The sequence below is a fragment of the Flavilitoribacter nigricans DSM 23189 = NBRC 102662 genome (assembly GCF_002646595.1).
Taxonomy (GTDB): Bacteria; Bacteroidota; Bacteroidia; order Chitinophagales; family Saprospiraceae; genus Flavilitoribacter; species Flavilitoribacter nigricans.
The window spans coordinates 292,150-309,943 of the sequence record NZ_PDUD01000018.1 but is presented as its reverse complement, the minus strand read 5'-3'; the positions used below and the strand labels follow the sequence as shown (position 1 = coordinate 309,943).

Sequence of the window (17,794 nt, the reverse complement as noted above, 5' to 3'; positions counted from 1 at the left end):
CCCTCCACTTCTTATCTATTCTTTCATGGCAGAGCAACGTTTATTTGGTCTCATCGGATACCCGCTTTCTCATTCGTTTTCCAAGAAATATTTCACCGAAAAGTTTGCCCGGGAAGGGATTACGGATGCCTATTACGAACTGTTCCCCATCGAACGGATTGAGGAACTGCCGGAATTGATCGCTGCCCATCCCAACCTGGTGGGGCTGAACGTGACCATCCCCTACAAACAGGCGGTAATACCCTATATGAACCGGCTCGGTGCGGGCGCTAAGGCAGTGGGAGCCGTGAATACCATCAAGGTCACTTCCGACGGTCTGCAGGGCTTCAACTCGGATGTGTATGGTTTTGAGCAGTCGCTGCTGCGGGCTTTTGAAGATTTGGAAGAACGGCCGAAAGCAGCCCTGATCCTGGGCACGGGTGGCGCCGCCAAAGCGGTGGAGTACGTGATGGATAAACTGGGGATCGCCAGTCATTATGTGTCGCGGAGTGCCGGTGCCGGGCAGCTAACCTATTCAGACTTAGATCAGTCTACCATTGAGGAACATCACCTAATAATCAATACGACACCTTTGGGAATGTCCCCAAATGTTGATACCTTTCCGCCGATTCCATACCAGTACGCCGGGACCAAACATTTGTTTTTTGATTTGGTTTATAATCCGGAGGAAACTGCCTTCCTGAAGCTTGGAGCCGCCCAGGGAAGTAAGACCCAGAATGGTTTGGATATGCTGTATGGTCAGGCCGAAAGATCCTGGCAATTCTGGCAACAATTATAACATAGTCAACATCTTCTTATGAAGAAAGAAGGAAAACCTGTTCCCAAGAATATCGAAAAAATGGAAGCAATGGCAAAAGCATTTTCCGGGGAAGGCGCCATGCCGAAGCTGGATTTTGACAATACTGAAATTGCCTTTGCTCACCTGTCGGATAAAGAGTTGAAAAAAGCCGCCTGGCTTTTTGGATTGATGAATAAACACTGGCTTGTAGGTATCGGATCCAAACTGGGGATCGCCGCTATTCGCCTGCACCTACCTTTTGTAGAATCCATTGTCAAGAATACCATTTACGAGCAGTTTTGCGGAGGAACTACGCTCCTGGAATGCCAACCCACTATTAATCGACTGAAAGAACGGAATACCTTTACGATCCTGGATTACGGGGCCGAAGGTAAAACCACGGAGGAGGATTTCAACCTCACCATGAACGAGACCATCCGTGCTATCGAGTTTGCCTCGCAAAACGATGCCATTCCCGTCGTCAGTACCAAGATCACCGGCCTGGCGAGAAACGAACTCCTCGAAATAATGGGAAAAGGAGTTGCGCTTACCGACAAACAACGTCAGGAATATCAGTACGTGCTTAAACGGCTGGATGCGATCTGTCACGTGGCTCGCGACCGCAAAGTTGGGGTCTTTTTCGATGCCGAGGAGAGCTGGTACCAGGATGCGATCGACTACCTGGTCAACAGCATGATGAGTCGCTACAATCAGGAGAACGTCGTTGTTTACAATACTTTTCAAATGTACCGTTCCGATCGATTGAAATACCTGCGCGAATCCTACGAAGTGGCCAAACGGACGGGCTATAAACTCGGCGCCAAACTGGTCCGCGGAGCCTATATGGAAAAAGAAAGAGATCGGGCCGCCGATCAATCCTATCCCTCGCCGATCCTGCCGGACAAACAGGCCGTTGATGCCGCGTTCAACGAGGGTATCCGGTTCTGTGTAGAGTATTACAAGGATATTGCTTCCTGTAATGCCTCCCACAATCAGGAGAGCGCGATGCTGCAGGCAGAGTTGATCGCCAAGAACAATATTCCGAAAGCCCATCCACATCTCAACTTTTGTCAGTTATACGGCATGAGCGATAACCTGACCTTCAACCTGGCTGCGGCCGGTTATAATGTGGCCAAATATGTACCCTACGGGCCGGTTCGGGATGTCGTTCCTTATCTCATCCGGCGGGCGCAGGAAAATTCTTCGGTTACCGGAGACATGGGCCGTGAATATGCCCTGGTGCACGAAGAGATGAAACGTCGGGGCCTGGCCTAAGAGGGGAAGGCAACCGGTGAACTTTCCGCACCCTGAATTGTACTAATAACAGCATACCACAGGCGGTTAGAGCCCCGGTTAGCACGATCTCCAGGGGCTGGTCCTGTATTCACCGAAAGTTTCCCATGAGCCAATTCTTCAGATCTCTGTTTATTCTGCTTGTCTGTTTCCTGGGAAACGGTCCAATCGGTGTAATGGCTCAGGAAGATGCTCCACCGAGCTTTCTGGCTCCCGCCGATACTTTTCACAAAGGTCGATTTTGGTCGGCTGCCGGAGCCGGTTCCCTGATCTACGGCGGTTTCGCTTATGGCCTGTACCAATCCTGGTATAAAGACTACGAACTTACCGGTTTCCATACCTTTGATGATCTGCGGGAATGGCAGCAAATGGATAAAGCCGGCCACATCTTTACCACTCACTTCGAATCCAATTTACTCTACAGTGGGGCTCGTTGGGCGGGAGTGCCCCCGAAAACTGCTCGCTGGACCGCAGTAGGCGCTGCTCTCTGGCTGCAAACCACCGTGGAGGTCATGGACGGCTTCTCGGAGAAATGGGGCTTTTCCTGGAGTGATATGGCCGCCAACCTGGCCGGCGCGGGCCTGTTTGTCGGGCAGGAATACCTCTGGCAGGAGCAAAGGATCCTCTTAAAAGTTTCTTCGGATATCGGGAAGCAATACCCGGAGGAGATCCTGACGACCGCGGATGGCATGCACACGACAACGCTGGCTGAACGTGCAGCCAGTCTTTATGGAAGTAGTTTTGGGGAGCGGTTCATTAAGGATTACAACGCACAGACCATCTGGGCATCCGTCAATATCCGTTCTTTTGCCGGGCCCGCGAACAACTGGCCGGCCTGGCTTAATGTGGCATTCGGCTATGGCTCGGAGAATATGTTTGGCGGTTTCGATAACAAATGGACCGATTCGGATAGTGGTGGCCTGTTCCGATTGTCTACTGCGGATTATCCCCGCTACCGGCAGTACTATCTTTCCCTGGACGTCGATCTTTCGCGTATTAAAACCAAAAGTCGACTGCTCCGGACCTTTCTTCGCTGTATCAATTACGTGAAAATACCCGCACCGGCCCTGGAGATCAACGGTCTGGGACAGGTAAAGGGACACTGGTTGCACTGGTAAACGTCAGCGGACGATAGCCACCGTACCGGTTTCCATCCGATCCTGGAAAACACCCGGTTTTACCTCCCAGGAATACTTCAACGCGTACATATACATTCCCTGTTCCAGCAGCCGCCCGCGGGAGCGTCCGTCCCAGCCGTCTTCCGGTGTCTGCGAGCGGTGGAGTAGTTCGCCCCAGCGATTGAAGATCTGTAGATCATAGCTGGTGAAGGCACAGGTAGCGAAAGCCTGGAACTGATCGTTCACGCCATCACCGTTCGGTGAGAATGCGTTGGGAATGTAATAGGTGCAGGGGCAAAGTCCGAGTTCCAGTTCGATATCGATATCAAACTTGGTGCGGCAGGTAGTGGCCTTCAGCAGGTACTGACCGGGAGCTTTGAGGATCCGCTGGCCGTTAGTAGATCCGTCTTCCCACAAATAGGTGGCCTCCGCAAAAGGAGGGGTAAAAGTCAGGGTATCCACGCATTGGAGCCGGTCCGAAAAATCCATGACCCCGTCGTCCACGGTCTTTTCGCAATAATTCTCGGGATTGAGTCCCAGGTCGATCACCTGCACTTCGGTGGTATCTGCGCTGGAAAATCGCAGATTGGAAACGTTGGCCGATGCGGAACGGAGATCCAGACTGGTGTGTTCCGACAGCACATCTTCGTAAGGGTAACCGGCACAACTGAGGTCCTCTTCCGGTTTCAGCCGGATAATGTAGTCGAAATTACCCTGGTCGTAGTAGGAACCTTTGATGGTTAGCGAGCCATTATCACCCGCCCGGCAGACCGGAGCGGTAAATCGTCCGAAATTATCCAGTTCGAATCCGTATTGTTGTACCAGGGTGCCGTCGGGGGTGAATTCCGCCAGGAGGGGTGCTCCGCCGCTCAGGCCTTCACCGTCGATGGGCTGGGCGTTGACGAGTACCAGGTTACCGTTGGACAGCCGGTCCACACTGGATGCCAGGAAACCCGACGGGATCTCGTCGGATTGCCACTGGACCTGACCGGACCGGTTCAGTTTTATCAGGTATTGACTCGCCCGTTCCGGATTCCTGACGGCCAGCACGTAGCCGTTGCCGCTTTCCACCGGTTTGGAGAGGTTTGCGGCCTCGGGGCTGAGGGAAACGATCTCCTGGCTCCATTCGAGGTTTCCGCTCTCGTTTACCTTATAAACCATATTGCCGTTGACACAGACGAAACTGCCGTCTCCGCAACTGATCGCACCGCCGGCACCGAGCCGGGGGTGGAAGCTTTTCGCCCAATCGATCTGCCCGTCTTCATTCACGACCAGCAGGAAATTACGGGAGCCATTATCGGCGTAATAGCTGCCGAAGACCATCACTTTGCCGTTATGAACGTCCAGATTGTAATTCTGATCGCCATTGGAAGTATCGTAAGTGAACAGGTTAAGGACATTGCCGTCCGGATCGATCCGCATCAGGAAAAGATTATCGAACCCGGTCTGTCCCATAGCGATAGCATCGCCATTGGAGAGTTCGGTAAGATCACTGAAGAAAAGCGCCTGATCCGGGCTTCCGTAAGCTTTGCTCCACGCAATGAGGCCACAGGAATCGTATTTGCTGAGATAAAAACCGTGGCGTTCCCAGTCGGCGGGAGGGAATTTGAGATCATTCCCGATCAGGAAACCGTTGCCCTGTGTGGGGGCGATCGCGTGGTTGTCCCAGGTTTCATACTGGCTCAGGATGTCCAGGAAACTACGTTGGGACCAGGTAACAAATGGGAGAAAGAGTAACAATAGGATTGTTAGCAGATAGTGTTGGGTGCTCATAGCGATGACGTAAGGGAATCGGTTAATGGTAGAATCTGTGTTTTTTGGGCAGCAGTGTAACCGGGGGGAGGGTGTCGATATGGAGGTTAACGCAGGGAACATCGGCCATATTTTTGGCCGGCCGTTAAATTTAGGGAATGGTAGCTTTTTTCCCCGCCGAGGGGTAAGCATGCCGGTTAAATCCAACACTTGCCGGGCCGGCAGGAGATCGCTCACTCCTTAATTCTGAACCGTAAATAGCTTGCTTCCTGCCAATTTTCATTTATATTTCCGCACTTGGATCATTTGAAAAATAATCACATGAGTAAAAAGATCATGTTTATCGATAAGACCCATCCGGTGCTCTGGGAAGCGCTCGTAGCCGCGGGTTATGATTGTGTGAACTATGCGGATAAAGACCGTAAGCAGGTACTGTCGGATTTGGCCCCGTATTATGGGGTCATCGTCAGGAGCCGGATCAAACTGGACCGGGAATTCCTGGACCATGCGGAAAGCCTGCAATTCATCGGTCGCAGTGGCGTCGGACTGGAACATATTGACCTGGAATACGCTGCCGAAAAAGGTATTGCCGTATTACCCTCACCGGAAGGAAGCCGCGATACCGTTGGAGAACACACGGTCGGACTGATGTTGTGCCTGTTGAATAACCTCGCCCGCGCCGATCGGCAGGTGAGAGACGGCCAGTGGATCCGGGAAGGGAACCGGGCTACGGAATTGAAGGGGAAAACCATCGGTATCATCGGTTACGGCAACATGGGAACGGCTTTCGCCCAGCGGCTGCAGGGATTCGAAGTGGAAGTGATCGCCTACGATAAATTCAAGACCAACTACGGCGATGCGCACGCGGAGGCAGTAGATCTGCCGGAACTGCAAGCCCGGGCGGACCTGATCTCTCTCCATATTCCTTACCTGCCGGAAAATCATTATTTCGTAAACGACGCCTTCCTCGACGCTTTCGCCAAACCGATCTTTGTGATCAACACGGCGCGGGGCCTGGTATTAGAAACGGCAGCATTGGTCCGGAAACTGCAAAGTGGAAAAGTACGGGGCGCAGCGCTGGATGTGATCGAATACGAGGAAATGTCCTTCGCCCATCTGGATCCGAACCGGCAGCCAGAGCCTTTCCAGTATCTGCTGCAGGCGGAAAATATTGTGCTCACCCCGCACGTAGCGGGCTGGTCGGATGCTTCCGAGAAGGGGCATGCATTGTCTTTAGTGGAAAAGATCCAAGACGGTTTTAGTGCCTGAAAGTTCTCAGGCTTTTTCTCTTATTTCGAAACGTTTATTCGTTCGTCTATATCGGTATTATACCTGGGCGTTGCCCGGCGAAAAGCTTATTCTTCCTCCCAGGTCGGATTGGGATATTCCCAATCTTCCACCGGGCCGTCCGGTTGCTCCGGTTCGGGAAAGAAAAGCCCGACGGCACCGCCGATGAGGTCTACCACCACGTGGAGAATAATGAGCAGGTAAATTGATCCGGTCAGCACATAAATGGTCCCGAAGATCACCGCCATACCGACGATCTTGTAAATTGCCTGGATGCCCTGGTAGGTATGGACCAATCCAAAGATCACGGCGGGTATGGCTACAGCGAGGATCTGACTGCCGATACCGGTCCCGAACAGACTGACGAAATAGCCGATAAAGAAACCCCGAAATACGATCTCTTCGCAGATGCCGGCGCTAAATGCCAGGGGAATAAAAAATAGGTAGGATTTGAATTTTCGGGGAAGGATGCCGAGTTCCTTGCTTAGTTTCTCTTCTACCTGAGCTCTTCCTTTCGGCGTAGAAATATCCCTTACGGCATCGATCACATAGATGATGAGAAAGGCAATGACGAAACCTACGCTCCATAAATTACCCGTACTGGGCGTCCATTGCAGCCCCAGTGAAGAAAACGGACGATCAAGCCACCACCACAGACCGAGCACGATCAGGGCCATCACCCAGAGGCCGATACTGTTGCCGATATAGAGGCTTTGCCGCATGCGGCTGGTAAAACTCAGGTCTTTTAATTTTTTCTGGGCGCCGACGGTTCGCCAGGGGAGTAAAATGCCCAAAAGTAAAAACAGGATGTGATCAGCCAGGTGCAGGGTAAAGGTTTCAATCATAAGGATACTCGGATATTGGACCGCAAAATAGTTATTTTGGTCAGGTTATTTCCCGATTGGATCGTATACTTGCAGCCCCAAATTTTTAGACTAACCAATATGCGCGGCAATTCCACATCCAGAAAGCCTTACGTTATCGTCTTCAATTTATCGGAAGCGGCTCCGGACATTTTTCTTCCGCTGGCCTTCATCGTGAAGACCGACCGTCACGGTAGCCCAACCTATATTCAGCAACGCGCTTTACCGGACACCTTGGGGGCGTTCCACTTAGAGCTAACGCCAAAGCTCAAACGCTTGTTCGAATTGGTGGAGGAATTGGATCTGGAAACTATCGAAAAACATTTCTGCCCGCCGCGCCGCAAGGTGAAACCCATCGGCACACTGCTCGAAGACCAGGAAGTGAAAAAGGCAGTTTTGATCCATGTCCACCGGCGTCTGGATGAGATCCTGCGCATCTGTGTGGAACAGGGATACGGGATAAGCTGGGAAGCAGAGCGGAAATCACTGGTGGGAGATCTGCTGCTCGAACCCAGCAAACAGGATCTGAAACCGGAACTGTTCTTCGAAAGGACCAGGGAAGGGGTTACCTACCAGTTGCGCCTCCGGGAAGGGCGGCAGGTCTGGCCCATTCACACCAAGGATGTGACCGTACTGACCAACGTTCCGGCCTGGATCATCGTAGGCTATCGTTTGTACCAGGTGGAGCACATCAACGGATTTATGGTCAAGCCCTTCCGGCAGAAAGACACCATTCGTATCCCGCGTTCTTCCGTTCGTACCTATTTTAAACAATTCATTTTTAAGGTGGCTTCCAAAACGGACATCATTGCCGAGGGTTTCGATGTCATGCAATACAACAAGCTGGAGGCCTGCGAACTGGAACCGGTTCGACTGTTGTTCAGCGAAGCCTGGGGGTTATCGGTACATATGGTCTACCAGTTGGCCCGCTTCAACTGGAGCGATAAAAAAGAACAAACTACCAGTCTGAAAATGGGGGAGGGGCAGGATGAGATCTCTATCCTGCAGGTACGGCGGGATAAGGTCGCCGAAGGGATATACATGGCTCAGGTGCGCAAACTCGGCCTGGTCAATCAGGATGGCAGTTATTTCCAACTTCCGAAAGACGCAGAAGCCGAGGACCTGTTGTTTTGGCTGGCTGATCGCCGGAAAGAACTCGAAGAACTGGGCTTTCGCCTGAGATCTCCCCAGTGGGAGGGCAAACCTATCGCCTTATACCGGCCGAGCTTACAACTCAATGCGAGCCAGAATAACGACTGGTTTGATATCCACGGGGAGATTGAGCTTGGTCCGCACCGCATTCCTTTTCTGGAAATTGCCCGCTACATCAAGGCGGAAAACCGCTATTTCCCCCTGCCGGACGGCACCTTTTTCCTGATCCCGGAAGAGTGGATGCACCGTTACCGGGAGGTCGTCGCATTCGGACGGTTTAAAGGAGATAAATTACATCTTGCCAAAAGCCAGTTCACGCTTTTATCCGAACTGGATATCGAAGCCGCCGCTATGGTTGATGTGGCGGAGGTGGAAGCAGATTTCGCATTACCCGACGGATTGCGGGCTGATCTGCGGCCGTATCAGCTGGATGGCGTACGCTGGATGGTTCAGCATTACCAGAACGATCTGGGAGCCTGTCTGGCGGACGATATGGGACTGGGGAAAACCCTGCAGACCATTGCCGTTTTACTATACGCCAAAGAACGCCGGGCGACCGCTGCACCGGCTCAAGTTAACTCGGGGGCGCAACTGGACCTCTTCAGTGCACCGGCGCCCGATATGGATTTCCTGAAACCACTCAATGCCCTGATCATCCTGCCGGCTTCACTCATCTTCAACTGGATGAAGGAGATCGATAAATTTGCTCCGGGACTCAGTGTGTACAATCATACCGGCCCCAAGCGACACACGGACGTTCGTCTCCTTTCCCGTTTTGACGTCATTATTACGACTTACCAGACCGCATTGCGGGACATTGAGTTATTGGAGCGAATGGAATTTGAATACGTCGTGCTGGACGAAAGTCAGCAGATCAAGAACCGGGAAAGCAAGGTGTTCCAGGCGGTGAATAAACTCAACGCCGGTCATAAGATATCGCTGAGCGGTACCCCGATCGAGAATTCCCTGGCGGATCTCTGGTCCCAGATGCAATTCATCAATCCCAATTTGCTGGGCAGTTTCCGCTTCTTCAAAAAAGAGTTCATCACGCCGATCGAGAAGCAGCAGGACGATCTGAAAAAAGACCGCCTGCGTACGATGGTTCAGCCCTATTTGTTGCGACGAACCAAGGAAGAAGTGGCCAGAGACCTACCGCCGCTGATCACAAAGATCTTTTATTCGGATATGGAAGCCGAACAGAAGAAGATCTACGAAAAGGAGAAATCCGCCGCCCGCAACTATCTGCTGGAGAATTTCCTGCCCAACGATCCGCAGTATCGCATTATGGTATTGCAATCTTTGACTAAACTCCGGCAAATGGCGAATCATCCGGCATTAGTGCTGGAGGATTACGGTAAGGAAAGCGGTAAGTTCAAAGATGTGCTGGAACATTGGTCCGTGATCCGAAGAGCCGGACATAAGGCGCTTTTCTTCAGCTCCTTTGTAAAGTATCTGGAGTTATTCCGAACCCAGTTCCAGTCGGAAAAGCAACAGTTCTCCTGGTTAACGGGTAGTTTGAAACCCGAAGAGCGACAACGGGAGATCCAAAAATTCGAATCCGATCCGGACATTGAATCTTTCCTGATCTCCATAAAATCCGGAGGGACGGGGCTGAATCTCACGGCGGCAGATTACGTCTTTATCCTGGATCCCTGGTGGAATCCCACCGTGGAACAACAGGCTATTGCCCGGGCACATCGCATTGGCCAGGATAAACAGGTGATCGCCGTTAAATTTATTACGCGGGATAGTATTGAAGAGAAAATATTAGCGCTGCAGGATAAAAAAGCGCAACTGGCGGAAGATATAATCGGCAATTCCGGAAAAATGGATTTCAGCCGGGAGGATCTGGAATATTTATTATTGTAGGGACGCAATTCCTTACGCCCCTACAATAATGGTTCACCGGATGGTCATCAATGAGCGCCCGGAACGCCACCTACTGCATTGGGCAGGAACGGATACAGGATCAGGAAGACAATAGCTCCGGCGATAAAGCCGACAAAAGCCAGCCAAGCGATCTTTTTCAGATACCAGATAAAGTCAATCCTTTCCATACCCATGGCCGCTACACCCGCAGCGGATCCGATGATCAGCATACTACCACCGGTACCGGCAGAATAAGCGATGAAGTGCCACAGTTTGGCATCGATTGGCTGGGAATACATACCCATCGAGGCCGCCACCAGCGGAACGTTGTCAATAATAGCCGACATAAAGCCTAGTATAATGACGACAACGTCCTGATTTGGAATGGCATTTTGCAGTTGCTCGGCCACATAACGCAGCGCGCCGACGTCACCGACTACCACCGTTTCCAGCGCGGCCACAGCCATCAGGATACCAAGGAAAAACAGAATACTGGACATCTCGATCCGCGACAAAGCTTTGTGCGCCGAATACTGATGTTTGCGTTCTTCGGTAAAGTCTTCTTCCGGGTGGATGTACTCGGAAACCAGCCAAACCACACCCAAACTGAGCATCATTCCCATGTAGGGGGGTAAGTGCGTGATGGTTTTGAAGATCGGTACAAAGATGATACCGCCCAGTCCCAGGAAAAGCATGGTGCGGCTACTCAATAGCTTTTGAGCGACATTGTCGTCCCCGGTATCTTTCATTTCAATTTCCCCTTTGAACGGAGTCATGAAAGAGGCGATATAGAAAGGAACGGCGAAACAAACGATGGAGGGGATCACCAGGTGCTCGATTAGTCCGAAAGTACTTACCCGGTTGCCGATCCAGAGCATGGTGGTCGTTACGTCCCCGATCGGAGACCAGGCACCACCGGCATTGGCCGCAATTACAATGAGCGCTGCGTACCAGAGCCGCTCCGTTTTGTTTTGGATCAATTTTCTCAGCAGCGTGACCAGTACGATCGTAGCGGTCAGGTTATCGATGATAGCCGACAGGATGAAGCCCAGAGCGCCCAGAATCCAGAGCAGGCGCTTTTTGTTTTTGGTCTTTACCCAGTTTTTCAGGATCTCGAAACCGCGGTGCAGGTCGATGATCTCAACGATCGTCATGGCACCGATCAGGAATACCAGGATCTCGGCGGTTTTACCCAGGTGGTGCAACAGGGCATTCACAAAACCCTCTTCGGCTTCGTGTGTTACCCCGTTTGCCAGAGAGTAGACGTGTTCGTGCGTGTCGATAATGGATAAGGAGCCCCCGTGAAAACCTAAAGACATCAGGGCCCAGCACAAGGAACCCATTAATAAGGCCGGTACGGTTTTGTCTAATTTGAGTGGATGTTCAAATACAATAGTAACGTACCCCAGAATAAAGCAAAGTACAATTGCTGTTAGCATGTTGGTTAATAGTTTTGGTCGTATGGCGTAAAAATAGAATTTTCCTTAAGTAGCCTTAGGGTTTTGGGATTTTTTTATTCGAAAAATTCCCGAAGCGCAATCTTTATGGAACTATATAGGCATTATATGAATTGGGACCAATGAATATGGGGAAATGTCAGCATTAAATCCTAATTTTGTGGGTTCAAATAGCATTAAGTGATATGGTTAAAATTGGAGATACGGTTTCTTTTGAGGAGTTTCCCTTACTGCTGGCTCCGATGGAGGATGTGAGTGATCCGCCTTTTCGCGCATTGTGCAAGGAGCAGGGATGCGACATGATGTACACGGAATTTATTTCCGTGGAAGGCCTGATCCGGGACGCGTCCAAAAGTGTGCAAAAGCTGGATATCTACGAAGAGGAACGTCCGATCGGGATCCAGATCTTCGGTGCGGAACTGGATTCCATGCGCCGGGCGGCGGAGATCGTCGAAGAAGCCCAGCCGGAGGTACTGGACATCAATTTCGGCTGTCCGGTCAAAAAAGTGGTCTGCAAAATGGCCGGAGCGGGTATCCTCCAGGACATTCCCCGGATGGTGGAACTCACCGAAGCGATCGTCAAATCAACTAATCTGCCCGTCACCGTCAAAACCCGCCTGGGTTGGGATGAGCAGTCCAAACATATCGTGGAAGTAGCCGAACGCCTGCAGGATGTAGGTATCAAAGCGATCAGCATTCACGGCCGTACCCGCAAGCAAATGTATAAGGGCGAAGCGGACTGGAGCCTGATCGCCAAGGTGAAGGAAAACCCCCGGATCCAGATCCCGGTTTTCGGCAACGGTGATATTGACAGCCCGGAAAAAGCCAAACTCTACCGCGATCGCTACGGCGTGGACGGGATCATGATCGGCCGCGCCAGTATCGGTTATCCGTGGATCTTTCGCGAGATCAAGCACTATCTGGCCACGGGCGAAACCCTGGCACCGCCCACGGTAGCCGAGAGAGTAGATGCGGCCCGCCGGCACCTGAGCCGCTCGCTGGAATGGAAAGGTCCTGTGCTCGGTGTAGTGGAGATGCGCCGTCATTACAGCAATTATTTCAAGGGATATCCCGGGATCAAACCCTTCCGGCACCGCCTGGTGACCGAAATGGAACCGGCGACCCTTTTCGCGACTTTAGATGAAATAGAAGAGGTATTCAGCCAGCAGGAGCTGGAGATGGCCTCCTAGTTGATCATAGAATTAGAAACAGATACAGTGGTATTTGATATTCAGGAACACGAAAGAAAACTGTTTATCCAGATCGGGGAAACAGCCAGCGAATTAGATTATCCGGCCTATGTAGTGGGAGGCTATGTCCGGGACCGGCTTCTGGCCCGGCCGTCTAAAGATATTGATATTGTATGTGTAGGCAGCGGTATACGGCTGGCCCAGAATGTAGCGGCCAAAATGAGGCCCATTCCGCGCACCACGATCTACCAGCGCTTCGGTACCGCAATGATCAAACACCGCGATATAGAAGTGGAATTTGTTGGTGCCCGTCGCGAATCCTACCGCTCGGATTCCCGCAAACCGGCCGTGGAAGAAGGTACCCTGGAAGACGATCAGAATCGGCGTGATTTTACCATCAACGCCCTGGCGGTCAGCCTGAACGATGCGGACTTCGGAATGATCATCGATCCTTTCAATGGCCTGCAGGACCTCGAAGATAAGATCATCCGCACTCCGCTCGAACCAGGCAAAACCTTTTCGGATGACCCCCTGCGCATGATGCGGGCGATCCGGTTTGCGACCCAGCTGGGTTTTACCATCGAAAAACGGACCCTGGACGCCATCGAAAAATACCGGAGCCGGATCAAGATCGTGTCCATGGAGCGGATCACCTCGGAGCTGAATAAGATCATTTTGTCCTCCGAACCTTCTGTCGGATTCAAATTGCTGGAAAAGACCCGATTACTGGAATTGATCTTCCCCGAGTTCGTCGCTCTGAAAGGCGTGGAAAAACGGAACGGGATCGGCCACAAGGACAATTTCTACCATACACTGGAAGTATTGGACAACCTGTCCCGAAAAAGCAAAGACCTGTGGCTGCGCTGGGCGGCCATCCTGCACGATATTGCCAAACCACCCACGAAGCGTTTCCACCCGGAATACGGCTGGACCTTTCACGGCCACGAAGTGGTCGGCGCTAATATGGTGCCGAATATCTTCCGGCGTTTTCGGCTGCCGATGGATGGCAAAATGAAGTTTGTGCAGAAAATGGTGCAACTGCACCTGCGTCCCATCAGTCTGACCAAGGAGAATATCACGGATTCCGCGGTGCGCCGCTTGTTGTTCGATGCCGGCGACGATATCGACAAACTTATGCAGTTATGCGAAGCGGATATTACGTCCAAAAATCCGCGTAAAGTCCAGCGTTATCTGGAGAATTACGAAATGGTCCGGGAAAGGCTGGCGGAAGTGGAGGATAAAGACCGGCTGCGCAATTGGCAACCTCCGGTTTCCGGAGAGGACATCATGGCCACCTTCGGTCTAAAACCTTCGCGCGAGATCGGGCTCATCAAAAATGCCATCCGGGAAGCTATTCTGGACGGAGAGATACCGAACGAGCGGGAAGCGGCGGTCGCGTTTATGCTGGAGAAGGGTAAGGAGATGGGACTGGTTGCTCAATAGAGTCCTGAACCTTTCTCCTGAGGCTCTGGGTTGTTGGTCGAATTCACTTGAAAACAACAACCTATCAAGAAGCGATCATATATCAACAAAAAAAACGGTCTTTAGTGAGTCAGTTGCCACTAAAGACCGTTTTTATGCGGTAGGTACCGGAACTAGATGTGCAGTCTGCTTTTTCTGGCGAGCAGTTCCGCTTCCGATTCCTCTCTTTCCGGATCGGGTACGCAACAGTCTACCGGGCAAACCGCAGCACATTGCGGTTCTTCGTGAAAACCTACACATTCGGTACATTTATCGGGAACAATGTAGTACAAGTCGTCCGAGATCGGCTCCTGTGCATCATCCACTTCCACTTCCTGGCCATTCTCCAGTTCATAGGAACCTGATACATTGGTTCCGTCCTGGATCGCCCATTCAATTCCGCCTTCGTAAATAGCGTTATTCGGGCACTCCGGCTCGCAGGCTCCACAGTTGATGCATTCGTCCGTAATCATTATAGCCATGAGCAAAAATCATTTTTGTGTTACATCTTCGTAACACTTTACCGTTAGTATTGTTTTTCAGCGGGCAAAAATAGGCAAAAGGAAAATAAGATGGGTGAGGAAGTTCAGCTAATTTTCTAAAGAGTGTTTTTGTAGGTGAGTGGACCCGCTGCTTTGTCGCCTATTCCCAGGGGATTCGGATATTTTTTGCCAAAAAACTTTAAAAAAAATCCTCATTTGATTTTTTGGCACGCTTTTTGGAAATGTATAAGTAAAATGCTTTAATAATGATTTGTTAAAAATAGCTAATCTCCGGAAAGACAGTCAATTCTAAGGTCGTCGTTGTAATTAGGAAAACTGTCAGAGATTAAAAGATTTTGGTAGTTGCTTTTCGTTTCGCTCCGATATAGTTGATATCGGAGCGATTCTGTTTTAGAGCAGATCCTACCGGCCACAGCTTATCTTAACTCTTTCCGCCACACCAGTTTCAATCCGGACCACTGTTCATCCACCGCACAAACTTTGATGTCCACCAATCCCAGGGGCAGGGCCACTTCCCGGATCGAATCTTCGGTGATATCCGTCGGAATCTTAGAGCTTTTCTTGTACCAGGACACCCAGATCATACCATTTTTTTGGATCAGGTCCTTCAGCCAGAGCAGGTCAGCGGTCAATTGTTCTTTATTCCGGGCGAAAAGATGAATGAAATCCAGCCCGGGACCGGCCGCTTTCCGGACATCTACCGCTTCCGGCAGTGGCCCGAGCAGATCGCTGTAATGATCGGGTGCTGCGTGAAAATAGACCGAGAAGCCAGGTTTAATGCCGAGCTTTTTTACCAGTGGAGTTGCGGAGTATCCGGACACTTTAAATGATTTTGCGAAAGCAGTGGAAATAGTAAATATACGTCGCCAATAAAGATAAAACCTTGACGGCGGACCGTAAAATTAAGGAGATTTTAAGCTAGGGATAAGCCGCTTTTTAGATTTCCGGGAGTAAATTTGTAGACGTAGAGTTCCGAATTATGCGAATTTTAGTAATTGAAGACGAAGCGGGTATTGCCAGTTTCCTGAAACAGGGCCTGGAAGAAGAGACTTTTGTGGTGGACCTTGCAGACGATGGGATCAAAGGGCTCGACCTGGCCACTTCGGAAAGTTATGACTTGTTACTGGTGGATTGGATGCTTCCAGGTATGAGTGGTATTGAGGTGTGCCGCCAGTTTCGAAAGCAGGATTCAGTCACGCCGATCATATTCCTTACGGCGAAGGATACCGTTCAGGATACGGTTTTTGGCTTGCAGATGGGGGCTAATGACTATATCAAAAAACCCTTTCATTTTGAGGAGCTGCTGGCCCGGATCCAGGTGCAGTTGCGTCCGAAAAGCGGTGAAGATACCAAGCTCACCCTCGGCGATATCACCCTGGATCTGGAGACCCACCAGGTACTGAAAGCGGAAGCGGAAATCGCCCTGACCCACAAGGAATTCGCATTGCTGGCTTACCTTTTGCGCAATAAGGGCAAGGTATGCCGCCGGACGCGGATCATTGAGAATGTCTGGGATATTCACTTCGATTACAACACCGGGGTGATCGACGTTTATATCAATGCGCTACGTAAAAAGCTGAATCTCAATAAAGAGGAGGATTACATTCAGACCATCCGTGGGGTGGGGTATATTGCCAAAGAAATCGAATAGCGTTCACGGAACATGAACTTATCTTTCAAAAATCGGATTGCACTTCACTATCTGATCGCTACGGCAACACTGACCGCAGTGGTTTTCGTTATCATTTTTCAGGTAGTGCGAAGTTCGGTTTATCTCCACGTAGATAACGATCTGCTGTACGAAGCCTACAAACACACCAAGCTGATCAAGCTCGAGGGGGATCAGGTGATCTTTAGCAATAAGGCGGAATGGGAGGAGCGGGAGCACCGCGAAGCCGAAGTGAATCCGGTATTTCTACAAGTGGTGGGACTACAAGGTGAGGTGATGGATAAATCTCCCAACCTCAAGGAAGACTTTCTGGATTTTGGTGAAACGACCGTCGCGTCCGAGCCATTTGACGCCCTGCTGAAAGACCGAAGTATCCGGCAGGTACAGGTCCCGCTCAACTTTAACGACCGGCAGAAAGGCTATCTGGTAACGGCGATGTCCCTGGAGAACAGCCTGGCGGTACTGGCCCGCCTGCAGATGATCCTTCTGTTTACTTTCCCGTTTGTATTGCTGCTGCTTTTCTTTATTACCCGGATGATCGCGGCTCAGAGCATCCGACCGATCAGTGTCATCACCCAGACGGCGGATAATATTACCCGCAATAACCTCAACGAACGGATAGAACTGCCCAAGAACCGGGATGAATTGTTCTCCCTAACCACTTCCATCAACCGATTACTGGATCGACTGGAACAGGCGTTGGAGCGCGAAAAGCAGTTCACCGCCGATGCGTCCCACGAATTGCGTACACCACTCACCGTTCTGAAAGGTACCCTCGAAGTGTTGATCCGCAAACCCCGTGAACGGGAGGAATACGAGTCAAAAGTACAGGATGCGATCCAGGAGATCAACCGGATGGGCCATTCGGTGGAACAATTACTGACCCTGGCCCGGGTGGACAATATGCGGCGCATCAACAACCAGCAGGAGATCAATCTGGTCGTACTACTGGATGAGATCGTACAGCGTTACAGCAAATCCATCCAACAAAAAGATATCAAATTTCGGATTGAGAATGGTCCCTCTACCGTTATTTATTCCGATCCCAATCTGGTCGATCTGTTGATGGACAATATCGTTTCCAATGCGGTAAAATATTCCAAAGAAGGAGGCGCTGTTAATATCTCTTTCCAACAGGTGGAAGAATGCCTGGTCTGCAAAGTCAGCGATGAAGGCATCGGGATCAGGTCCGAGGATATAGATAAGGTCTATACGCCCTTCTTCCGCTCGGACGCCCTATCCCACAAAAAGATCGGCGGCAACGGCCTGGGACTGGCCATCGTCAAAAAGATCGGTGAATTGATCCAGGTCCACGTGGATCTGCAAAGCCAATTGGGCAAAGGCACCCAGGTAAATCTGAGCTTTCCGCTGGCGGGCTTCCAAAATTAAGCAAATCTTAAGG

14 protein-coding genes are annotated in these 17,794 nt (G+C 51.0%); 9 read left to right on the top strand and 5 right to left on the bottom strand.

Annotated elements, in window-relative coordinates:
- Nucleotides 1-25 precede the first annotated feature (25 nt).
- From CRP01_RS12265 to CRP01_RS12255, 3 genes are all read left to right on the top strand, one after another.
- A complete protein-coding gene (locus CRP01_RS12265; protein ID WP_099150476.1) occupies nucleotides 26-778 on the top strand; it encodes a shikimate dehydrogenase family protein in 753 nt (250 codons plus the stop codon).
- An 18-nt stretch (nucleotides 779-796) separates the two neighbouring features.
- On the top strand, nucleotides 797-2,053 hold the full coding sequence (locus CRP01_RS12260) for a proline dehydrogenase family protein (protein WP_099150329.1): 1,257 nt from the start codon (nucleotides 797-799) through the stop codon (nucleotides 2,051-2,053).
- A 194-nt stretch (nucleotides 2,054-2,247) separates the two neighbouring features.
- Nucleotides 2,248-3,189 carry a DUF2279 domain-containing protein gene (locus CRP01_RS12255; RefSeq protein ID WP_170110340.1) on the top strand — a complete coding sequence of 314 codons (942 nt, stop codon included), beginning with the start codon at nucleotides 2,248-2,250 and terminating at the stop codon, nucleotides 3,187-3,189.
- A 3-nt stretch (nucleotides 3,190-3,192) separates the two neighbouring features.
- Here the strand turns inward: CRP01_RS12255 and CRP01_RS12250 are convergent, their stop codons facing one another.
- Nucleotides 3,193-4,962: a gliding motility-associated C-terminal domain-containing protein gene (locus CRP01_RS12250; protein WP_170110339.1), complete on the bottom strand. Its 1,770-nt coding sequence runs from the start codon at nucleotides 4,960-4,962 to the stop codon at nucleotides 3,193-3,195.
- Nucleotides 4,963-5,262: 300 nt separating this feature from the next.
- Here CRP01_RS12250 and CRP01_RS12245 point away from each other — a divergent pair, with 300 nt between their 5' ends.
- The gene (locus CRP01_RS12245; RefSeq protein WP_099150326.1) at nucleotides 5,263-6,210 is read left to right on the top strand and encodes an NAD(P)-dependent oxidoreductase; all 948 of its coding nucleotides are present in this window, start codon (nucleotides 5,263-5,265) and stop codon (nucleotides 6,208-6,210) included.
- Nucleotides 6,211-6,296: 86 nt separating this feature from the next.
- Here CRP01_RS12245 and CRP01_RS12240 read toward each other — a convergent pair whose 3' ends face one another.
- Nucleotides 6,297-7,073 (bottom strand): CPBP family intramembrane glutamic endopeptidase, encoded by a 777-nt coding sequence (locus tag CRP01_RS12240; protein WP_099150325.1) that lies wholly within the window; start codon nucleotides 7,071-7,073, stop codon nucleotides 6,297-6,299.
- A 99-nt stretch (nucleotides 7,074-7,172) separates the two neighbouring features.
- Between CRP01_RS12240 and CRP01_RS12235 the strand changes: the two genes are divergently transcribed.
- On the top strand, nucleotides 7,173-10,112 hold the full coding sequence (locus CRP01_RS12235; RefSeq protein ID WP_099150324.1) for a DEAD/DEAH box helicase: 2,940 nt from the start codon (nucleotides 7,173-7,175) through the stop codon (nucleotides 10,110-10,112).
- A gap of 47 nt (nucleotides 10,113-10,159) precedes the next feature.
- Here CRP01_RS12235 and nhaD read toward each other — a convergent pair whose 3' ends face one another.
- The gene (gene nhaD / locus CRP01_RS12230) at nucleotides 10,160-11,551 is read right to left on the bottom strand and encodes a sodium:proton antiporter NhaD (RefSeq protein ID WP_099150323.1); all 1,392 of its coding nucleotides are present in this window, start codon (nucleotides 11,549-11,551) and stop codon (nucleotides 10,160-10,162) included.
- A 203-nt stretch (nucleotides 11,552-11,754) separates the two neighbouring features.
- Between nhaD and dusB the strand changes: the two genes are divergently transcribed.
- Both dusB and CRP01_RS12220 read left to right on the top strand, forming a co-directional pair.
- Entirely contained in the window at nucleotides 11,755-12,759 is a 1,005-nt protein-coding gene (gene dusB, locus CRP01_RS12225; protein WP_099150322.1) for a tRNA dihydrouridine synthase DusB, read from the top strand.
- 27 nt (nucleotides 12,760-12,786) lie between these two features.
- Nucleotides 12,787-14,202, top strand: a complete 1,416-nt coding sequence (locus CRP01_RS12220; RefSeq protein WP_099150321.1) for a CCA tRNA nucleotidyltransferase — start codon at nucleotides 12,787-12,789, stop codon at nucleotides 14,200-14,202.
- A 152-nt stretch (nucleotides 14,203-14,354) separates the two neighbouring features.
- Here the strand turns inward: CRP01_RS12220 and CRP01_RS12215 are convergent, their stop codons facing one another.
- Nucleotides 14,355-14,702, bottom strand: coding sequence for a 4Fe-4S dicluster domain-containing protein (locus CRP01_RS12215; RefSeq protein ID WP_099150320.1), 348 nt, complete (start codon nucleotides 14,700-14,702; stop codon nucleotides 14,355-14,357).
- A gap of 437 nt (nucleotides 14,703-15,139) precedes the next feature.
- On the bottom strand, nucleotides 15,140-15,544 hold the full coding sequence (locus CRP01_RS12210; protein ID WP_099150319.1) for a DUF3052 family protein: 405 nt from the start codon (nucleotides 15,542-15,544) through the stop codon (nucleotides 15,140-15,142).
- 158 nt (nucleotides 15,545-15,702) lie between these two features.
- On the opposite strand from CRP01_RS12210, the gene CRP01_RS12205 reads away from it, so the two are divergent.
- Nucleotides 15,703-16,374: a response regulator transcription factor gene (locus CRP01_RS12205; protein ID WP_099150318.1), complete on the top strand. Its 672-nt coding sequence runs from the start codon at nucleotides 15,703-15,705 to the stop codon at nucleotides 16,372-16,374.
- A 12-nt stretch (nucleotides 16,375-16,386) separates the two neighbouring features.
- A complete protein-coding gene (locus CRP01_RS12200; RefSeq protein WP_099150317.1) occupies nucleotides 16,387-17,781 on the top strand; it encodes a sensor histidine kinase in 1,395 nt (464 codons plus the stop codon).
- Nucleotides 17,782-17,794 lie beyond the last annotated feature (13 nt).